Below are 19,515 nucleotides of genomic sequence, written 5' to 3'. Positions count from 1 at the left end.
TATAATCATCCTACGCATAGTATTTTAGCCTGATAATGCCATGATATGCTTGAACAACAAATATCGATGGCTAAAAAAGACGATTCAATCGTATCATTAAATAAACAATATCATTGTACCAAAATTCGACTACGTCTATATTTGATTATATAGGTTGATTGTTTATATATTATGTCCTCTTACATACGACCAACGTATTGACCATACAGTTTTACCCTTAAATTACTTATTACCTGTCTTTTAACTTGTCATATTCGTAAATATTCTTACTTAGAAATTGCGCTGGCGACAGTAGCGAGTTTATATATTAACTTTTTAGCTAACAAAAAACACCACCTAATGAATAGGTGGTGTTTTACGTATGATAACTACAAAGGGCAATTAATTCTGTTTAACCAGCCTGATCAATCAACATGCTACGTAGGTGACCAATAGCTTTGGTTGGGTTCAAACCTTTTGGACAAACTGATACACAGTTCATAATACCGCGGCAGCGGAACAAGCTAAACGGGTCATCTAAGCGAGCCAAACGCGCTTGAGTATCACCGTCACGACTATCAGCGACGAAACGATAAGCATGTAACAATGCTGATGGGCCTAAGAACTTATCAGGGTTCCACCAAAAAGATGGGCAGCTGGTTGAACAGCAAGCACATAGAATACATTCGTATAGACCGTTTAGTTTTTCACGCTGTTCAGGTGACTGTAAACGTTCAGTCGGCGGTGCTGGCTGATCGTTGATTAAGTACGGGTGTACTTTCTCATATTGCTCATAGAACTGGTTCATATCAACAACCAAGTCACGAACTACTGGCAAACCAGGTAACGGACGAACCGTTACTTTTTCTGGTAGCGTGTTCATGTTGATTAGACATGCTAGACCATTCTTACCATTTATGTTCATACCGTCAGAACCACAAATACCTTCGCGGCAAGAGCGACGGAAAGTAAGCGTTTCATCTTCTTTCTTTAGGCGTAATAATACGTCAAGCAACATACGATCAGATTCAAGTAGCTCAATCGTATAAGTTTGCATACGCGGCGCTGCGTCCACATCAGGATCGTAGCGATAGATTTCGATGGTGCGAGTACCTCGGCTCATAATGCTAAACTCCACACGTAGGTGATGGCGGGCATACAAAGATTGCAACATGTCTGCGCTAACTATTAACCAGTATTGATAACTAATATCGGATACTGATTAATAGCGTACTAGCGCTGGCATAAGCATGTAGCTGGCGGTCACCTTTTTAATAAAATTAATAAGGGATAAAACGTTAACACTGCTGCTATATATCGATTATGCACAAAGTACGTGGTCTAAAATTAGTAGACGCGAACTTTTGGCTCAATATAATCAACAGTTAATGGCACTTTACGTACTGGCTTATAAATAATGCGATTGCCTTCAGAGTACCATAAAGTATGCTTCATCCAATCATGGTCATTACGGCCGTTAGGTGCGTAATCATCATCTTCTGGACGATCATAGTCAGATACACTGTGCGCGCCGCGACTTTCGTGACGGGTAGCAGCTGATATCATTGTTGCTTTTGCTACTTCGTACAAGTTAGCAACTTCGAATGCTTCAATACGTGCTGTGTTAAACACTTGAGACTTATCACCAAGATGGATTTTTTCGATCTTATCACCTAGCGCTAAAATCTTCTCAACGCCTTCGTCCATCATTGCCTGTGTACGGAATACACTGGCGTGTTTTTGCATAGTAGCACGAATCTCATCAGCCACATCTTGCGCATTGTAGCCTTCAGTAGACTGTTGCAACTTGTCTAAACGCTGCACTGTGAAATCAAGTACGCGAGGATCAAGTGGCTTGTAGTTATGATCTGCATGATGGAACTCATCAACGATGTGCTTACCAGCTGCACGACCAAATACCAATAGATCTAGTAGCGAGTTTGTACCTAGACGGTTAGCACCATGTACACTTACACACGCACATTCGCCGATTGCATAAAGACCTTTAACGACATTGCCTTTTGCATATAGGCCGTCTTCATCAGTACCAGACTCTAGATCTGGCACAATCACTTGACCATGAATAGTCGTTGGTATACCACCCATCATGTAGTGAATAGTTGGGATTACTGGAATTGGTTCTTTAGTGATGTCAACGTTGGCGAAGTTTTTACCAATCTCAAATACTGATGGTAGACGCTTCATGATGGTTTCAACGCCTAGATGCGTCATATCCATTACGATATGGTCAGCGTTAGGCCCACAGCCGCGACCTTCTTTGATTTCTTGGTCCATTGAACGTGATACTAGATCACGTGGTGCCAAATCCTTCACAGTTGGCGCATAACGTTCCATGAATGCTTCGCCATCTTTGTTACGCAAGATAGCGCCTTCACCGCGGCAACCTTCAGTCAATAGTACACCTGCACCATGGACACCCGTTGGGTGGAACTGCCAGAACTCCATGTCTTGCAATGGAATACCAGCACGTACTGCCATGCCAATACCGTCGCCGGTATTAATATAAGCATTGGTAGAAGCGGCAAAGATACGACCAGCACCACCTGTTGCTAAGACAGTGATTGGTGACTGGAATACAGCAATAGTACCCGTCTCTTGCTCAAGCGCGACGACGCCGTTGATGTTACCAGCTTCGTCTTTGATCAAATCAAGCGCGATCCACTCGATAAAGAACTCAGTGCCCTGCTCTAGGTTTTTCTGATATAACGTATGTAGTAACGCATGACCTGTACGGTCAGCTGCGGCACAAGCACGTTGTACTGCTTTTTCGCCATAGTTAGACGTGTGACCACCGAATGGACGCTGATAAATCGTACCATCTTCGTTACGGTCGAACGGCATACCCATGTGCTCAAGCTCATACACAACTTTCGGCGCTTCACGGCACATATATTCGATAGCGTCTTGGTCACCTAACCAATCTGATCCTTTGACGGTATCATAAAAGTGAAAGTGCCAGTTGTCATTACTCATGTTACCTAAACTTGCACCAATACCGCCCTGAGCGGCAACAGTGTGTGAGCGCGTTGGGAATACTTTGGTCAGAACTGCAACCTTCATGCCCGCTTCCGCTAAATGCAATGAAGCACGCATACCTGAGCCGCCGCCACCAACGATAACTGCATCGTAGTTTAGGGTCTTGATATTACTAATGGTATTATCTTGTCTAGTTGCCATTATGGTTTTCCTAATGCCTGTTAATGCTTAGAATTAAATAAAAAGGTGTATAAAGCATCATTTGATTGCAGGGCTAAATGTCATATTTATTCAGCCATTAAATGCAATTATCTAACCTGATGACGCAAACAACCTTTGGCCACTTAATTTGCATATCTATCGTTATATTAGGCCAGTTTCATTTACTTTCAAATTGATTAGCTGTCTTTAAATGACCGCTTAAGTCAAAAACTGCCCAATGCTATGACTATTCTTGGCTATCAACGAATGACTTTAAAATACTTTGCAACTAATGTACCCGTTGAATGCATTCGTCGTTATATATAGATATCAGAGCTTTTTATGAGATGGTTAAACGGCAGCGATACCGAAGCCGTTACCCCAAAAAATCATGATGCCCCAAAATAGAAATACTAAAATAGCGATAATCATCAAAGTCTGTAATATCAGACGTAATTTTGGCGCACTTTCGCCCATTTTGCCAGATGTAATATAGTCAGTGAAAACTGTCCACATACCAACCCAAGCATGGCCTGCTAGTGCAAGTACTGCAACCAAGCTGAATAGACGCATCGGTAGGCTGGTCATAAATGATGACCATTCGAGATAGGTAACATCACCATGGGTCAAAAAGAAGCCCAGCAATACCACACTATATACGGCTAAAACGACGGCACTAATACGTTGGACAATCCAATCACGTGAGCCTGAACCTGTCAGACCAGTAGCACTTTTGATTCCTGAATCATTTTTTATCATTAGAACATCACCCATACAAATGACGCGACAACTAAAATCGCTGCAATCACAAAACTAACCACAGACGCAGTGCGGCCAGATTTCAGCTCTTCATTCATGCCCATATCAGCAAATAAATGTTTGATACCCATCACAAAATGATATGCAATAGCGGCAACAAATATCCATGCCAAAAAGCGCACAAGTACGTTGTCAAATACGGTCGCAAAACTCTCAGGCGATGCCAATGAGTTCTGTAGTAGCCATAACATGACAGGAATCAATAAAAATAAAATAATGCCAGAGATACGATGCAAGATAGAGGCGATCGCGATCGGTGAGCGATTAACGCTAATCACTTGGCTTATAGGCAGATCAATAGGTCGGTTGCTTTTCACAGCGGGCATCCTTTTGCGGTTATACTCCTGTATCTGCTATCAACGCCTGACATAAATAGTGTCAATTAAGCATTGAGCAACACACGAGACGAATAAAGTAAGGAAGAGCTAGCTGACTTCGTTTAGTTTGCGCTAAACATGAAGAAAGGATCATGTATACAAAGGTATTGATAGACTGTTCAATGTCGCTTGTCGAATCGACAGGCCTATCAAACAACCTATCTATTATACAACAAAGAGAATAAACATGAGTAACATCGACTAACCAGTCTATTTTAGAGGTCGTATGAACAACAAGACAACGTTACTATGTCTTCTATATCAGGACAGACCTTGTGTTAAGCACTTAAAATACTGTACCAAACAGATGAAAAAGATTGGTTAAGAAGAAAATTCAAACCATAGAATGCGGTTTGGTCTATCGTAACACCAGACAATCGTAAAATAAGCATAAATAGAAGACGCTCTGAGCGACACTATATCATGGTCATTTATTAATTTGCGCAAAGCCAGTGCCAGTTAATTCCTACAATTATAAAATGCCTGAGCAATAATTACAAATTTATCCATTCAGTAAGAATATATACATATTTAATCAATAAATGAATGAGTAAAAATAACACTGGCTTCAATAGTCATTATTATGACAAACTCTAATCCGTTTACTAGGTATGGTCTGCCAGTTCTTGGTGTCATTATTTATGACTTTTGTCCTTAAAATATATTCAAAAATCTAAAATATTAGCTTAAAAATACTGCTATAAACTTTCTCAATAAGAGAGGAATTTTAAGCAAAATAACCTGACAGACATATTTTGATACAAAAATTACAGCGAACAACCACCGCCACACCACGCCAATTGGACACGTTGTCTATAAAAGTTTTTTCAAATCATTAAGAATTGCTGCTAATATACCCTGCGTACTAAATGAGTTGAATGCACTTTTACCATTCAATCGACAATGACGCGAGGGTATGCGTCTGTAGTAATTTATTCTAACAAGTCAAATCAATGGAGAGCAATTTATGGCTGATACTAATGCCAAACTAACCGTCAATGGTGAAGAATACGGACTTCCTATTATTAAAGGTACTTTAGGCCGCCCAGTTATCGACATTGCTGCTTTACAAGACTCAGGATTTTGGTCTTATGATCCTGGTTTTAAGGTAACTGCTCCTGTTGAATCAAAAATTACTTATATTGATGGTGGCAAAGGCGAGTTATTACACCGCGGCTACCCTATCGACGAGCTAGCAAACAACGCTGAATACCTAGAAGTCGCTTATGCGCTTCTACATGGTGACCTACCTACTGCTGAGCAAAAAACAGACTTTTTCGAAAAAATCCGCAAGCATACGGCTGTTCATGATCAATTGCGTAAGTTCTTTGAAGGCTTCCGCCGTGATGCGCATCCAATGGCTATTATGGTTGGTGTCGTTGGTGCCTTATCAGCGTTCTATCATGAAGACCTAGACGTAAGCAATGAAGAACATCGTGAAATCACTGCTATTCGCCTAATTGCTAAGATGCCTACGCTTGCTGCGATGAGTTATAAATACTCACAAGGCGAACCGTTCATGTATCCGCGTAACGACTTCAATTACGCAGAAAACTTCTTATACATGATGTTTGCAACGCCTGCTGATGTAGACTATGAGAAAAACGACGTTATCACTCGCGCAATGGACAAAATCTTTACATTGCACGCTGATCATGAGCAAAACGCTTCTACGTCAACGGTACGTTTAGCTGGTTCTACTGGTGCAAACCCTTATGCATGTATCGCTGCTGGTATCGCAGCCCTTTGGGGACCATCACATGGCGGCGCGAACGAAGCTGTTCTTGAGATGTTAGACGAAATCGGTACCGTTGAGAACGTGCCTGAATTCATGGAAAAAGTGAAGAGTCGTGAAGTGAAGCTAATGGGCTTTGGTCACCGTGTTTATAAAAACTTCGATCCACGCGCTCAAGTAATGAAAGAGACTTGTGATGAAGTTCTAGAAGCACTAGGTATCAACGATCCTAAGCTTGAATTGGCAATGGCACTAGAAAAAATCGCTTTAGAAGATCCGTTCTTCATCGAGCGTAACCTATATCCAAACGTTGATTTTTACTCTGGTATTATCTTGAAAGCCATTGGTATCCCAACGTCAATGTTTACCGTAATCTTTGCATTGGCTCGTACTTCAGGTTGGATCAGCCATTGGTTAGAGATGCACAGTGCACCGTTCAAAATCGGTCGCCCACGTCAGTTATACACTGGCGAAACGCGCCGCGATTTTGTAAAAGTTGAAGATCGCAAGTAAGCACAAATAATTTTTATCCAAAAAATCCCGCCATCGTGCGGGATTTTTTATTCTCTTAACTCTCCTTATCGGATATTAACTGCTTTATAGGAAGTGATTAAATAAATTCGTAAGAGTTCAGTTCATAAAAGTATCGTCAGTTACTGAAACTCTTCTAACGTCTGCTCATATTTGGCAATCTGTTCATCATAGCCTTCGATGGTTTCATTGAACTTAGCCATCAGTGCTTCGAACTCTTGTTGCTGCTTCTGCTTCATTTGCTGCATATCAATCACTTGCTGGGCTTCTATTTGCTCCCATACCTGATGCTGAATGATTAGACGAGCCAGCGCTGGACTTTTTGCACTTACTCTGCCAGCAATCTCTGCGTGCTCAAATAGCTGCGGAACCAATGTCGCCATATTGATTAACGTATCAGAATCCTCTGCGCTAAGCGGTGTTGTCACCGGTTGATATAAAGCATCCATCGTCTGCTGATAACGTTCTATAATCTGCTCTTCGGTCAACATAACAGGTTTACGCGGTTCAAGACTGATGCGTTTTAATACCGTTAAATCGCGCTCACCGACTTCAGTGCTGGTATTAGCATCAACCTCTGCATCTGCATTCGTACTATTGTCTGTCGTGTTATTTGCTGGATTACCCGGTAACTCTCCCGTTTCAGAACTGGTAGCAGCAGTACTTGCGATAGACGAAGTGTCATCGACCGTCACTTCATTATTAGCATCTGTACTTTGACTGTTGTCATCAGTAGTATTCAGTAGTAAAAGCTCTTCACTGTCTGACGCGTCTGCCGCTTGCAATGATTCATACTCTGCTTGCAAACGTCTCTGTAAGCTCTGCGCTTGTGTGACATATATTGGCTGAAACTGTTCTATACGCGCAGCAGCTGAGTCGCTTTTTGGCATGGGCTTAGTGTCTTCTACGCTTGTTTGTTCACTGGTTTGACTGTCATCAGGTACAGGCGGTGTCTCAGACTGCTGACAGCCTGTCAAAAACAATACTCCTGACAGTGCGGCTACAAGCAGCGTCGGTGGATAGCGAGTATCGACGTTAGACTTTACTGATAAAAATTTAAACATGAGAGTGCATATCCTTTGGTAAAGCAAAATTGTTAAAGGGTAGATTACAATGGCGGTTTATTATTCTTTGATTTTTAGCGACACAACTGACTGTTAAATCGTCCAATATATTTATTTAGCTGACCTATATTTCAATTGCTTTATATTACGGTTATGGTTTATCACAGCAGACACTATGCTCAACTTGGATAATTAAGTGACTGATGGATTATCCATATTTGTCGCCTTAACAATAGGCTGTACTGTCAAAAATGGGATACAAGCTTCCCACTCTTGGCAGTTCTGATCACGTTGACGACGTAAAAAATAGTCTTGTACCATGCGTGCCTGTTGTTCAATACCATATTTAAAAAATGACTTACCTGTTTCTAACACGTAGTCATATTTTCGATTAATAAGAGCACCGCGCACAACTTTTAAGCCTTGCTGTAACTGCCATACATGCGTTAACTCGTGTATAAGCCAGCTTTGTTTGCTCAGTGGGGCTTTACTAAAATCGGCAATCCAATCGACTGAATTAAAGTAAATATTTCCATTGGGACTAACGGCATAATGTTTTAGTACCCACCACGCTGTCTTCAACTGTACTTCATCGAGTTTGATATTGTTACCAAATACCGATTTCGCCAATGCTATCTCGCCAACTGTCAAATAGCGTGACTGCTGCTTCCCTATATCACTACGTAGATAACGATTAAATAAGCGTTTAAAAGTCGGTTTAAACATCGTTAATGTAATACCTTATATTTGATAGGCCATTTCTAACAGTTAATAGTGACAATTGGCTAACTTTCCCAATCAATACGATAGGGCCATTAATATAGGTAAATGATGAAAACTAAAGTATTCAGGACACAAGCTATACGCTTAGTTAGCTTTCATTAACATATTTTTGCGCTAGCCTAGCGTGTATGATTCATAACAAGTACCATGCTTATAAATTAGCCTACTTCTACTATTGATGTCTAATATTCATTGCTATCGTTAAACTGCTGCGAAAATCATGCCAAACACATATGAGTATCGAAGTTCAACGAAAATGACAAAGGTAGCGTAGTAGGATGTTATCTGTATTTAGCTATAAAAGCCTTGCCATTGCTACCATCATAGCCCGTAGATAGCTTTTTCATTTTTCGATAGAGAGTCTTATGCCACCTAACTTCCATGCCGATATCCCACTTGCTCAGCGTATGCGCCCTACTTCTCTTACTGATATTATTGGTCAAGAGCACTTGTTAGCAGCTGGCGCACCGCTAAGGCGTTTGGTAGAGCAAGGGCATTTACCATCTATTATCCTGCACGGTGAAGCAGGTATTGGCAAAACAACCATTGCGATGCTATTAGCTGATGCGGTCAATCGACCTTTTCATGCGCTCTCTGCATTAAATACTGGCGTCAAACAGCTGCGTGAAGTTCTAGATAGTAAGGATTCATTAGCATTTGAGTCACCTGTGGTTTTTATTGATGAGATTCATCGCTTCAATAAAGCACAGCAGGATGCACTATTAGGTGCCGTAGAATCTGGTGATATTACTTTGATTGGTGCCACCACGGAGAACCCATCATTTAGCGTCAACAATGCTCTGCTATCACGTTGCCAAGTATATCGTTTAGAGCCGTTAATCCCTGAGCAGATAGGCACTGTGCTGCAACGAGCCCTCTCAGAAGACAATATACTCAAAAAGTTAACTGTCGATTTACAAGCAAAAGATACCATCAGTCAGCTGGCTCATGGTGATGCACGAAAGGCGCTAAACTTATTAGAACTAGCGATTCAAACGGCTGACGCCAAGCAGTCGCCAGTGATTATTGATGATGAATTGGTTAGCCGAGTGGCACAGACTGCTTTGGTAAGATATGACAAAGACGGTGAGCAACATTACGATATCGTCTCAGCGATGATAAAGTCAGTCCGTGGTTCAGACCCTGATGCAGCATTGTATTGGATGGCGCGTATGCTCGTAGGCGGTGAGCCTGCTGATTTTATTGCGCGGCGTTTAGTTATTTTGGCCAGTGAAGATATCGGTAACGCCAACCCTAATGCCTTGCTCTTAGCTGACGCAGCATTACGGAGCGTGCAATCCATCGGTATGCCAGAAGCGCGTATAATTTTAGGACAAGTTGTAGTATATCTAGCGACCAGCGCCAAAAGTAATAGCACTTACAAAGCGATCAATGCAGCAATGGCGTTGGCCGAAAAAGACGCTTCACCTGTACCGTTACATCTGCGCAATGGCGTGACCAAATTGATGCGTAGTCAAGGCTACGGTCAGGGTTATGCTTATCCGCACGATTATCCTAACCATTACTATCCTCAAAGCTACTTGCCAGATAATTTGGTTGGTACCAGCTTCTATGAGTTTGCAGATAATCAGCGCGAGCAGCACAGTAAACAATTTATACAGTGGCTAAAGAGCCAAGCAGCCAGTAATGATTAACTGTGATATAGATCAATAAAAAAGATAGCACATAGATTTGTGGTCAGTTTTAATGTTCATTGATAATATTTATGACTATTTTTGACAGACTGAACGATATAGTGGGAAGATGGCGCAGCACGTTGCGCTGAAAAGCGTTAAAATGACCTCATAATGAACTATACAAGCAATAAAGTGAGTCACTTTTATATCAACTGTTATTGCTTATGGCGCGCTTTGCTTGACCGTAACAGCGCTTTGTATTATCTACTGCTACAATAAGCAGATAGAACCCTAGATTCCGAATTACGCCTATTTATAAATAATAAAACATTGAGATTTACTATGAGTTTAAATGCAATTCCTGAGATTATCGAAGACATTCGTGCTGGAAAAATGGTCATCTTGATGGATGATGAAGACCGCGAAAACGAAGGCGATATCATCATGGCAGCGACGCATGTGCGCCCTGATGATATTAACTTTATGATTACTCATGCACGCGGCTTGGTTTGTTTGACCTTATCACAAGCGCGTTGTCAGCAATTGGCACTGCCGCTAATGTCAGATCGTAACGAAGCAAAGTTTAGTACCAACTTTACTGTCTCTATCGAAGCAGCTGAAGGCGTTACCACGGGTATTTCTGCGGCTGATCGCGCACGTACTATTCAAGCGGCAGTATCTTCGTCCGCAAAGCCTGAAGACATTGTCCAGCCTGGACATATTTTTCCAATCATGGCACAAAATGGTGGCGTTCTACACCGTGCAGGCCACACAGAAGCAGGTTGCGACTTAGCACGTTTGGCAGGTTTAGAGCCTGCAGCGGTGATTGTAGAAATTATTAATGCAGATGGCACCATGGCACGCCGTGACGATCTTGAAGTATTTGCAAAAGAGCATGATATCAAAATAGGTACGATTGCTGACCTTATCAACTACCGTATTGCAAACGAACAAACCGTAGAAGAAGTCGAGTCACGTCCTTTTGAAACCGAACATGGCACTTTTACACTACATCGTTTCCGTGAGTTTGGTGCAGAAGAAACACACTTAGCCTTAGTGAAAGGTGATGTGAGCGAAGGTGTCAGTACCGTACGTGTACACGGTTTCCATCCATTGCGCGACTTATTCGCCGCTAAAAATGATATGACTGGTCGTAGTGGCTGGAGTGTGCAGTCGGCACTAGAAGAAATTAGTGCCTCAGATCGCGGCGTGTTGGTATGGATTGGTAGCAATCAGCCTGTTGATTTGGGAGATGCTTTGGATAAAGCCACTGACAATGAGTCGCAATCAACCATCACGCAACAGCCATATCGTAGCGTGGGTGTGGGCGCACAGATCTTACGCCATTTAGGTGTTCGTGATATGCGCTTGTTATCATCACCAATGAAGTTTTTTGCATTGTCAGGTTTTGATCTAAACGTGGTTGATTTTGTTCATGCTCCGCAGCAAGACTAAAAACTGCTGACGAAACTAGCTGAATAATGAGTTTTAAAAAAGGCACGCTAACATCATATTAGCGTGCCTTTTTTTGTTTTCGACTTTTAATTCAAAATAGCTTTTTTGAAGGAATGAACAAGTGATTTATATAGAAACTAACCTAAAGCTCAGGTGTGTGACCAAACTCAGCTTCTAGTGCTAGCAGTTGTTGGCGCTCTTCTGCCGTCCACGGCAGCTTACCTTTTCCATCACTATCTAGACGTACTACCACGGCCTCTGCTGTAGCAACAACGGTCTCTTGCGCGGTACTATAATAACTATACTCCATCGCCATACTCGTATTGCCTAAACGCTTACAACGAACTCCTAATAACAACGTATCAGTATAAGTGACTGGACGTAAATACTGGCAACTTGACTGGGCTAAGACAGTGACCATACTGCCGTCAAACATACCTAGCGCTTGCAAATAACTTATGCGTGCTGACTCAGCGTAACGATAGTAAACCACATTGTTTAGGTGATTGAAGGCATCCATCTCGCCCCACTGTATCGGCTGATGATGAATAACAGGATAATGAGCTAATAACTCAGGGCGGTGTCCCTTTATTACATTAGATATAGATGTTGAGCTTTCATTAGAATGGGTCATTACTTACCTTACGTTTTATATTTTCTGTATTAACTATTGTGACTAGCTTTCGTTAGCGTTGCGGCTTATCTAGGATTTCTGTCGTTAACAACGGCGTTGGTTTTGGCGCATGAACAATCAGCTGATTTAGCCATATAATTACCTCTGGTATGTCACTTGGTGCTTTCATTGTCTCAAGATTATTTTCACTATCGATTGGCTTTTTATCAGCTTGTACAATTCCCATCGCACCAGCCTGTGCTGACTTTTTATTGTCGCTAGCTGATGCTTTAGGCACCAATGTTTTTAACTGTTTGCGTGCTTGCGTTAAATAGCTAACAAGTTGATCTTGCTTACGCATGTTGCTGGCTTGGCTTGCTAAATTCAACGTCATGATGGCTTCATGAATAGTGAGCTGCCGACGCGTTAAATTTGTGTCGCTAGTCGCTGAGGTATCAGTAGCATTGCTTAATTTGAGCTGTTTATTCTCAGTAGCTGCATCTACCAGCTCTCGACGCTGTAAGTCGGTGCCTTCATAGCTGCCCAGACGCTCATGACTGTGCAAAAACTCCTGAATATTTTGAATCGCAAGATTTTGTATTTGCCATGGGCTTGGCTGTGAGCTGTGTGCTTGCAGACGCTCAATATCTTTGAGCAAACTTTGCTTAATAACGATGGTTAACGCAGGTGCAATCTCATTACTACTTTGCGACAACTGCCAATGCAGACCTCGCAATAACTCAATCGCTGCATTGTCATCACTATCTACCAATAGCCTATCAGCAGCTTTAATTTGTATACGCAATAGGTCTAACTGATTTTGAGCTTGGCTACTGGCTTTAACTCTAGGCTCTGGCAGCGTCTGCTGACTCATGGCAAATAGACGATCATCCATTTCGTTTAGTCTACTAATTACTTGCTCATTACTCTGCAAGCGATCATTGACACTATGCTGGAAGCGCTGTTGGCTAATATATAGCCACAACAAAGCAGCGATCAGCACTAAGATAATTAACCATTGCATCCGTAGCAGCAAAATATTTGCCTGCCGGCGCTGCTGAACAGTAGAAGGATCCTTAGATAAGGACTCAGAATTCATTGACATAAGACAGTACCGTCATTGGTATAGATAAACATATTTACAGCAAATGAGAGGTTTAAGATATTATATTTCAGAATTGATGGCTGAGAGAATCGTATCTGGCGATAAATCCTCTACTCGCCAGTAACTTAACTGCTGTGCTGCAACCATACTGGCCAAACGTTCACCCAGTACAACGTAAGAAAAGTCTTTCAACGTAAGCGGTAGACGCTGTGCTGTATCAACCGCTTCATTAGCAATGTGCTCTTTTTCCACTGTTTTTGACTGTTTGTCATCAACAATATTTGACCAATGCTCAAAAGCTGCCGCACTACTGATTACGACAATGGGCTTTGTCTGCTGTGATAGAGCGGTATCTGACGTAGTATTATGAGTCAGATACGTTCGCTGCCACTGCTGATATTGAGCCATTGCATCGATAGGCATCGTACGCTCGTACCAAGCAATACTATCAACCTGTACACCGCGCGCATGTAATGTATCAACCAATAGACGTCGTCCACCAAGCCCGCGCCAGATTAGCAATTTATCACCTGCTTGTAAGCTATCGATTTCAGGCATTGCTAGCATGCCTTCGTTATTGGCCGTCCCAGGCTGAAGTATTTGATAGTCTGTTGTATCTATATTTACCTGACTGAACTCTGCCGCTGTTGCTTCACCAACCGCAATCAGAGGACTAGATAGTGATAAGCCTTCTGATGATTGCTGCGTATACTTGCCATTACTGTCTTTCGCTTTGTACTCATGTTCTTTATGTTCATGTTTAAGTGACTGCCAAAAAGTTAGCCCTGCAGCCGCCGCAGTTGGACTAACGATAACAAGTGCCTTGTACTCTCCTGCCAACCACTGTCGCATTAATGCGATATCGATATCAGTTGTTGGACATGGCTGTAGCGTCAACATTGGCATTTCAACCACTGTCAATCCTGCCACCTGCAAATGCTGGGTCAACGGTGCTGCTCGCTCTACTGGGCGAGTATTGATGACAATTTTCGGCATGACTTTTGACTTATCATTAGAATAATTCTTATGAGAAGTTGGGTATGTAGATTGAGTTGGCATTGATGACATAGGTATACCATGACAAAAAACTAATGAAAAAATCTCAAGCATACAAAAATGGCTGATGCTTGGATCAGCCTATCTTGCGGTTGATTACACCTATAGCGAAAGTGCTTACACTATTCAGGATGATAAATCGCTGACAAAATATCTCCTGCACCATCAGCAAGTAGCATTTCTGCGACATCGATACCCAGTTGGTTGGCTTGAGCCTCTTGCTCATTTTGTGTCCCAACCAACGTAACTCTTTTATCCGCTTTCAATAGCGCGCTACCATCAGCCTGACCCACTCGACCTCGTAGCCACAACACATTACCACTGTCGTTATTACCGTTCTCACCATTGCTATCATTATTAACACTGGTTTCTTCTGCCGTCTGCAGAACCGCATAAGCGGCAATCGGCACTTGACAACCACCTTCTAAATGACGGTTCAAGGCACGTTCAGCAATAAGTCTAATACGAGCTTTATCATCATTAAGTGGTGCAAGTAACTTGAGTATTTCTTCATCACCTTCACGGCATTCGATCGCTAATGCGCCTTGTCCAACTGCAGGCAAGCAGGCTGTGATATCTAGCTCACCGCGTATTCTCTCGTCCAGCTCAATACGTTGCAAGCCGCTAGTTGCCAAAATAATGGCATCGTACTCACCAGCATCTAGTTTGCCCAAACGAGTACCAACATTGCCGCGCAACGTTTTGATTTGTAGATCAGGGCGGTAGGCTTTGATTTGACATTGACGACGTAAACTTGATGTCCCAACGATTGCACCTTGTGGTAGCTCATCAATACTATTATAAGTATTGGATACAAACGCATCTGTTGGCGAGGCACGTTTACAATAAACGCCTAATGTGAGACCTTCAGGAAGCTGCATGGGTACATCTTTCAGTGAATGCACTGCGATATCTGCTTGTTTTTCATACAGTGCTTGCTCAAGCTCTTTTACAAACAACCCTTTACCGCCGATTTTGGCCAAAGGTGTGTCCAAAATCTTGTCACCCTTAGTGACAATTTTTAGTAAATTAACCGTCAGATTAGGATATAACACTAATAAGCGATCACGAATATGCTCAGCCTGCCACAAGGCTAGCGGACTTTGACGTGTAGCGATATTTAAAGTAGTCAAAACAGGTTGCTGTAGATTGCTCATAAAAGGCCTCAATAAGTTCGATACTCATACTATAATGTCTGTAGTCCCAATGTCAGTATTGTTCATATTTATACTGATCAAAATCGATATTGCTCGATAGGACAAATTTGCCCAAGAATAGCCAACTTAGACTATTAATAGTAAATGCTGACGCAAAAAAATACCCCTATTTAAGCACAAATAAGGGTTTGATGATATGGGATGATTGGGCGCTATCAGAACAGCCTATTACATGCTTTGGATTTTATCGCGTAAGGCAGGTAAATGACGACGGCTGACCGCTAGCGTCTCATCAATACCTTTGAAACGTATCTGATACTGGCCTGCGTCTAACGTTTCTAAGAAGTCTAAATAACTCAGGTTGATAATGGCATTGCGATGTACTCGGAACAGACGGTCATCAAACTCTTGCTCTAGCTCTTTTAATGTCTCATCAATCAATACCATACCGTCTTTGTGACGCACTTTGACGTATTTTTGATCTGCTGCAAAATAATAGATATCTTTTATCTTAATCAGCTCAACTCCACGATGTGTACGAGCAGCAATATGTTCACGTATCGGACGTGCTGTCGGATCTTCAAGCTTGCGAATTTCATTCAATTGAGCAGCGTTCAGACTCCTTGCTTTGTTTAATGCCTCTAATAGCTCATCTTTATTTGCAGGCTTTAATAAATAGCCAATTGCATTAGCTTTTAGTGCTGCAATCGCATAATGGTCGTATGCTGTCACAAATATAATCGCTGGTGGATGTTCAAGCTTGGCAAGCTCTTGAGCACAATGTACTCCATCCATCTCAGGCATACGAATATCTAATAATATGATATCTGGCTGCTGGGTCTTTACAGCAATGATGGCTTCTGCACCTGTTGTGGCCTGAGCAACTACCTCATGGCCTGACTCCTGTACAATTCTCACCAAACGCTCGCGCGCTAGGGGCTCATCATCACAAACTACGATACGCATGCAAACTCCCTTCCAAGGACATACTTAATATTTTATTCAATAGCATTTCGGCTATATTAGCACTCATTATCAATCACTTAGAATCTAAAATCTAAATTTTTAATAAAGTTTTGGTGAAAACGACCGATTTTTACAGCCGATAATATACTCCTAACATAGGTAGGTTTTATATGGTGTAATTGTGTTTCACGGTAGTCGTGATATTACTTATTCGTAACTAGTATTTGTTAAAAATAGACTACGATGCCTATGTGTAATGATGCAATAAGTATGCCATACAGATTCTCAAGAGAGGAAATAAGCAATAAGACTAACAAGAAAAAGTAAGCTATAAGCCAACATCTTGTAGAGGATAGTCGATAATGGTGATGATTTGGGTACTGGCTACCGAACTTTGGATATCAGCACTTTGACCAAAATGGGCGCGCAAACGATCAGCTTGAATATAGAAGTTCATATGTTGGCGCAAGTCATGATTGATAATTAATGTCTTTTTGGGAAGCGCAACATCAATCAATATTTTGACTCGGTGCCGTTCCCATGTGACTTCGATATTGATACAGATGGTTTCTGTAGTCATCTCTACCACATTGAGCAGTATTTTCTCTAGCACACTCTGTAGTGTTAGCGCAGTGATAACCATGTCATACATGATATCTTCATCAGGTAACGTCCAATTGACTTCTAGTTTGTCTGCCAGTCGACTGGATTCAATTGCTAAATAATGCTCACAAAGGCTAATCTCTTCTTCAAAACTAATCTCGCGTGTACCACTAAAACTAGCGCGGAATAGTGCAGAAACATGTTGCAGTAAGGCAGCAGCTTTTGGCGGGTTCGATTCAATCAGGGATACAAGTGTATTGATCGTATTAAAGAAAAAATGCGGAGCTGTACGCGCTTTTATTAGGTCATTTTGTGCAGTCAATTTATATTCAAAGGATAACTTGAGCGCATTCAATTCACGATAGCTGCGCAAAAAATATAATAGAAATACAGTCGTAAAACCGCCAGCCAACACAGTATTGAGTACTATACTTACTACAAACGTGCGTCCATCATATGCTAGCCAACCGAAATTAATCATAGTTAATGTTACTAATGCCATAGAGGCTGCTGCTGCAAACATCAGTAATAGTACAATCCGCATACTTACGCTAAGAATACTGGCATTTTTAAAGACAGGGCGTAGGTAATCAACTAAATACAGTGATGGGATAACCGTCAGAGCGTTTTGAGTGAAACTACGTACAAACTGAACCATGAAGTCTGACCATGTTGCTAGACTATGGCGCTCCATTACCGTTAGGAACAAGGACCAAAAAAAGATATATGTCAGCCACTGCCAAGGCCTCATGATTTCCATAAGTTTAGGAATAAAAAACTCTAAGCGTGTGGCTAGTAAGGCAACCTCATCATTTGCTATACTCGAGTTCTTATTCTTTTGACTTGTCTTGTACCGATATGAACGCCAATTCTTCAAAACCTAGTAATCCTGAATCAAGTAAAAGTTCATCTGGCTCTGATTTTAGCACAGATGCTTCTATAACAAGTACCACAACACAGGCGGCACCTGCTAGTAGCCAAGGCCAACAAATGTGGGGCGGACGATTTAGTGAAGCGACAGATAGCTTTGTTGCCGCCTTTACTGCCTCCGTAGGCTTTGATCAACGCTTTGCCCGTCACGATATTCAGGGATCCATTGCTCACGCAACGATGCTGAAAGAATGTGACATTTTAACTGCTGAGGAAGTTGCCACTATTATTGATGGCCTTCAGCAAGTATTGCGCGAGATTGAAGCGGGTGAGTTTAACTGGTCAATCGCTCTTGAAGATGTGCACATGAATGTAGAATCACGTCTAACTGATATCATAGGCGCCGTTGGCAAAAAGCTACACACTGGTCGTAGCCGTAACGATCAGGTAGCCACAGATATTCGCCTATGGTTACGTGAAGAAACTGATAATATTATTGAGTTATTAGTTCGCTTACAGAGTGGATTACTTGATTTGGCTGACCAGCATACTGATACTATTATGCCAGGCTTTACACATTTACAAACGGCACAGCCTGTCAGCTTTGGCCACCATGTGATGGCATGGTTTGAAATGTTATATCGTGATACTGAGCGCCTTGTCGATGCACGTCGCCGCATCAACCAAATGCCACTTGGTAGCGCAGCGCTTGCTGGTACGACTTTCCCAATCGATCGTACCATCACTGCTGAATTACTAGGTTTTGAAGGGATTTGCCAAAACTCACTTGATGCCGTTTCAGATCGTGACTTTGCGATTGAATTTACTTCAGCAGCGTCTATCCTCATGATGCATATGTCACGCATGAGTGAAGAGATTATTCTTTGGATGTCAGCACAATTTAATTTTGTGCAGATACCAGATCGCTTCTGTACTGGCTCATCGATCATGCCGCAAAAGAAAAATCCTGATGTACCTGAGTTGGTACGCGGTAAAGCAGCACGTGTCTTTGGTCAGCTGACGACCTTGCTTAGCTTGATGAAAAGCCAGCCACTCGCCTATAACAAAGACAACCAAGAAGACAAAGAGCCTTTGTTTGATTGCGTTGATACATTGACAGGTTCGCTATTAGCGTTTGCTGATATGCTACCAAACATTACGCCAAACAAGGAAAGTATGCGTGCGGCTACGATGAAAGGCTACGCAACCGCAACTGACTTGGCAGATTACCTAGTACGTCAAGGCGTAGCATTCCGTGACGCCCATGAAGTCGTTGGTAACGCTGTTGCTTTAGGTATCAGCGAAGGTGTTGATTTAAGTGATTTGTCATTGGCACAGCTACAGCAATTTAGCGATGCCATTGGTGAGGATGTTTTTGAGTATCTAACGCTAGAAGGCTCATTAGCAGCGCGTGACCATTTGGGGGGCACTGCGCCAAACCAAGTCAAGCAAGCAGTAGTCAATGGCCGTGCTCGCTTAAAAGCGTTTGCCTAATCAGTACTTTTTAATAAAAGCTCACTTACCAATATACATTTAACACCCGCTATTTATGCGGGTGTTTTTATTT

Annotated in this window: 16 protein-coding genes; 4 read left to right on the top strand and 12 right to left on the bottom strand. The window is 42.0% G+C overall.

Annotated elements, in window-relative coordinates:
• Positions 1 to 391 precede the first annotated feature (391 nt).
• From ACT3QQ_RS02270 to sdhC, 4 genes are all read right to left on the bottom strand, one after another.
• On the bottom strand, positions 392 to 1,102 hold the full coding sequence (locus tag ACT3QQ_RS02270) for a succinate dehydrogenase iron-sulfur subunit (RefSeq protein WP_444523554.1): 711 nt from the start codon (positions 1,100 to 1,102) through the stop codon (positions 392 to 394).
• Between the two features lie 224 nt (positions 1,103 to 1,326).
• Entirely contained in the window at positions 1,327 to 3,177 is a 1,851-nt protein-coding gene (gene sdhA, locus ACT3QQ_RS02265; protein ID WP_444526744.1) for a succinate dehydrogenase flavoprotein subunit, read from the bottom strand.
• Between the two features lie 351 nt (positions 3,178 to 3,528).
• Complete coding sequence (gene sdhD, locus ACT3QQ_RS02260; RefSeq protein ID WP_444520101.1) at positions 3,529 to 3,933, bottom strand: succinate dehydrogenase, hydrophobic membrane anchor protein; 405 nt, start codon at positions 3,931 to 3,933, stop codon at positions 3,529 to 3,531.
• Positions 3,934 to 3,935: 2 nt separating this feature from the next.
• Positions 3,936 to 4,322 carry a succinate dehydrogenase, cytochrome b556 subunit gene (sdhC, locus tag ACT3QQ_RS02255; RefSeq protein WP_444526743.1) on the bottom strand — a complete coding sequence of 129 codons (387 nt, stop codon included), beginning with the start codon at positions 4,320 to 4,322 and terminating at the stop codon, positions 3,936 to 3,938.
• A 1,018-nt stretch (positions 4,323 to 5,340) separates the two neighbouring features.
• Here sdhC and gltA point away from each other — a divergent pair.
• Positions 5,341 to 6,621: a citrate synthase gene (gene gltA / locus ACT3QQ_RS02250; protein WP_444523555.1), complete on the top strand. Its 1,281-nt coding sequence runs from the start codon at positions 5,341 to 5,343 to the stop codon at positions 6,619 to 6,621.
• Positions 6,622 to 6,761: 140 nt separating this feature from the next.
• Here the strand turns inward: gltA and ACT3QQ_RS02245 are convergent, their stop codons facing one another.
• Both ACT3QQ_RS02245 and ACT3QQ_RS02240 read right to left on the bottom strand, forming a co-directional pair.
• Positions 6,762 to 7,703 (bottom strand): hypothetical protein, encoded by a 942-nt coding sequence (locus tag ACT3QQ_RS02245; RefSeq protein WP_444526742.1) that lies wholly within the window; start codon positions 7,701 to 7,703, stop codon positions 6,762 to 6,764.
• A gap of 192 nt (positions 7,704 to 7,895) precedes the next feature.
• Complete coding sequence (locus ACT3QQ_RS02240) at positions 7,896 to 8,429, bottom strand: type IV secretion protein Rhs (RefSeq protein WP_444526741.1); 534 nt, start codon at positions 8,427 to 8,429, stop codon at positions 7,896 to 7,898.
• A 422-nt stretch (positions 8,430 to 8,851) separates the two neighbouring features.
• On the opposite strand from ACT3QQ_RS02240, the gene ACT3QQ_RS02235 reads away from it, so the two are divergent.
• Together ACT3QQ_RS02235 and ribBA are read left to right on the top strand one after the other, a co-directional pair.
• Positions 8,852 to 10,141 carry a replication-associated recombination protein A gene (locus ACT3QQ_RS02235; RefSeq protein WP_444526740.1) on the top strand — a complete coding sequence of 430 codons (1,290 nt, stop codon included), beginning with the start codon at positions 8,852 to 8,854 and terminating at the stop codon, positions 10,139 to 10,141.
• Positions 10,142 to 10,465: 324 nt separating this feature from the next.
• A complete protein-coding gene (ribBA, locus tag ACT3QQ_RS02230) occupies positions 10,466 to 11,578 on the top strand; it encodes a bifunctional 3,4-dihydroxy-2-butanone-4-phosphate synthase/GTP cyclohydrolase II (RefSeq protein WP_444519963.1) in 1,113 nt (370 codons plus the stop codon).
• Between the two features lie 142 nt (positions 11,579 to 11,720).
• On the opposite strand, the gene ACT3QQ_RS02225 is transcribed toward ribBA, so the two are convergent.
• From ACT3QQ_RS02225 to ACT3QQ_RS02200, 6 genes are all read right to left on the bottom strand, one after another.
• The gene (locus tag ACT3QQ_RS02225) at positions 11,721 to 12,212 is read right to left on the bottom strand and encodes an acyl-CoA thioesterase (protein ID WP_444526739.1); all 492 of its coding nucleotides are present in this window, start codon (positions 12,210 to 12,212) and stop codon (positions 11,721 to 11,723) included.
• A 52-nt stretch (positions 12,213 to 12,264) separates the two neighbouring features.
• Positions 12,265 to 13,296: a hypothetical protein gene (locus ACT3QQ_RS02220; protein WP_444526738.1), complete on the bottom strand. Its 1,032-nt coding sequence runs from the start codon at positions 13,294 to 13,296 to the stop codon at positions 12,265 to 12,267.
• A 60-nt stretch (positions 13,297 to 13,356) separates the two neighbouring features.
• Entirely contained in the window at positions 13,357 to 14,355 is a 999-nt protein-coding gene (locus ACT3QQ_RS02215) for a uroporphyrinogen-III synthase (RefSeq protein WP_444526774.1), read from the bottom strand.
• Positions 14,356 to 14,474: 119 nt separating this feature from the next.
• A complete protein-coding gene (gene hemC, locus ACT3QQ_RS02210; protein ID WP_444526737.1) occupies positions 14,475 to 15,509 on the bottom strand; it encodes a hydroxymethylbilane synthase in 1,035 nt (344 codons plus the stop codon).
• A gap of 228 nt (positions 15,510 to 15,737) precedes the next feature.
• Positions 15,738 to 16,475, bottom strand: a complete 738-nt coding sequence (locus ACT3QQ_RS02205; RefSeq protein WP_444526736.1) for a LytR/AlgR family response regulator transcription factor — start codon at positions 16,473 to 16,475, stop codon at positions 15,738 to 15,740.
• Positions 16,476 to 16,803: 328 nt separating this feature from the next.
• A complete protein-coding gene (locus tag ACT3QQ_RS02200; RefSeq protein WP_444526735.1) occupies positions 16,804 to 17,829 on the bottom strand; it encodes a histidine kinase in 1,026 nt (341 codons plus the stop codon).
• Between the two features lie 239 nt (positions 17,830 to 18,068).
• Here ACT3QQ_RS02200 and argH point away from each other — a divergent pair, with 239 nt between their 5' ends.
• Complete coding sequence (gene argH, locus ACT3QQ_RS02195) at positions 18,069 to 19,442, top strand: argininosuccinate lyase (protein ID WP_444526773.1); 1,374 nt, start codon at positions 18,069 to 18,071, stop codon at positions 19,440 to 19,442.
• The last annotated feature ends 73 nt before the right edge of the window (positions 19,443 to 19,515 follow it).

This window comes from Psychrobacter sp. AOP7-A1-24, assembly GCF_052376235.1.
Classification (GTDB): domain Bacteria; phylum Pseudomonadota; class Gammaproteobacteria; order Pseudomonadales; family Moraxellaceae; genus Psychrobacter.
Note: the sequence above shows the minus strand (reverse complement) of the source record. Positions and strands in the feature narration are given on the sequence as shown.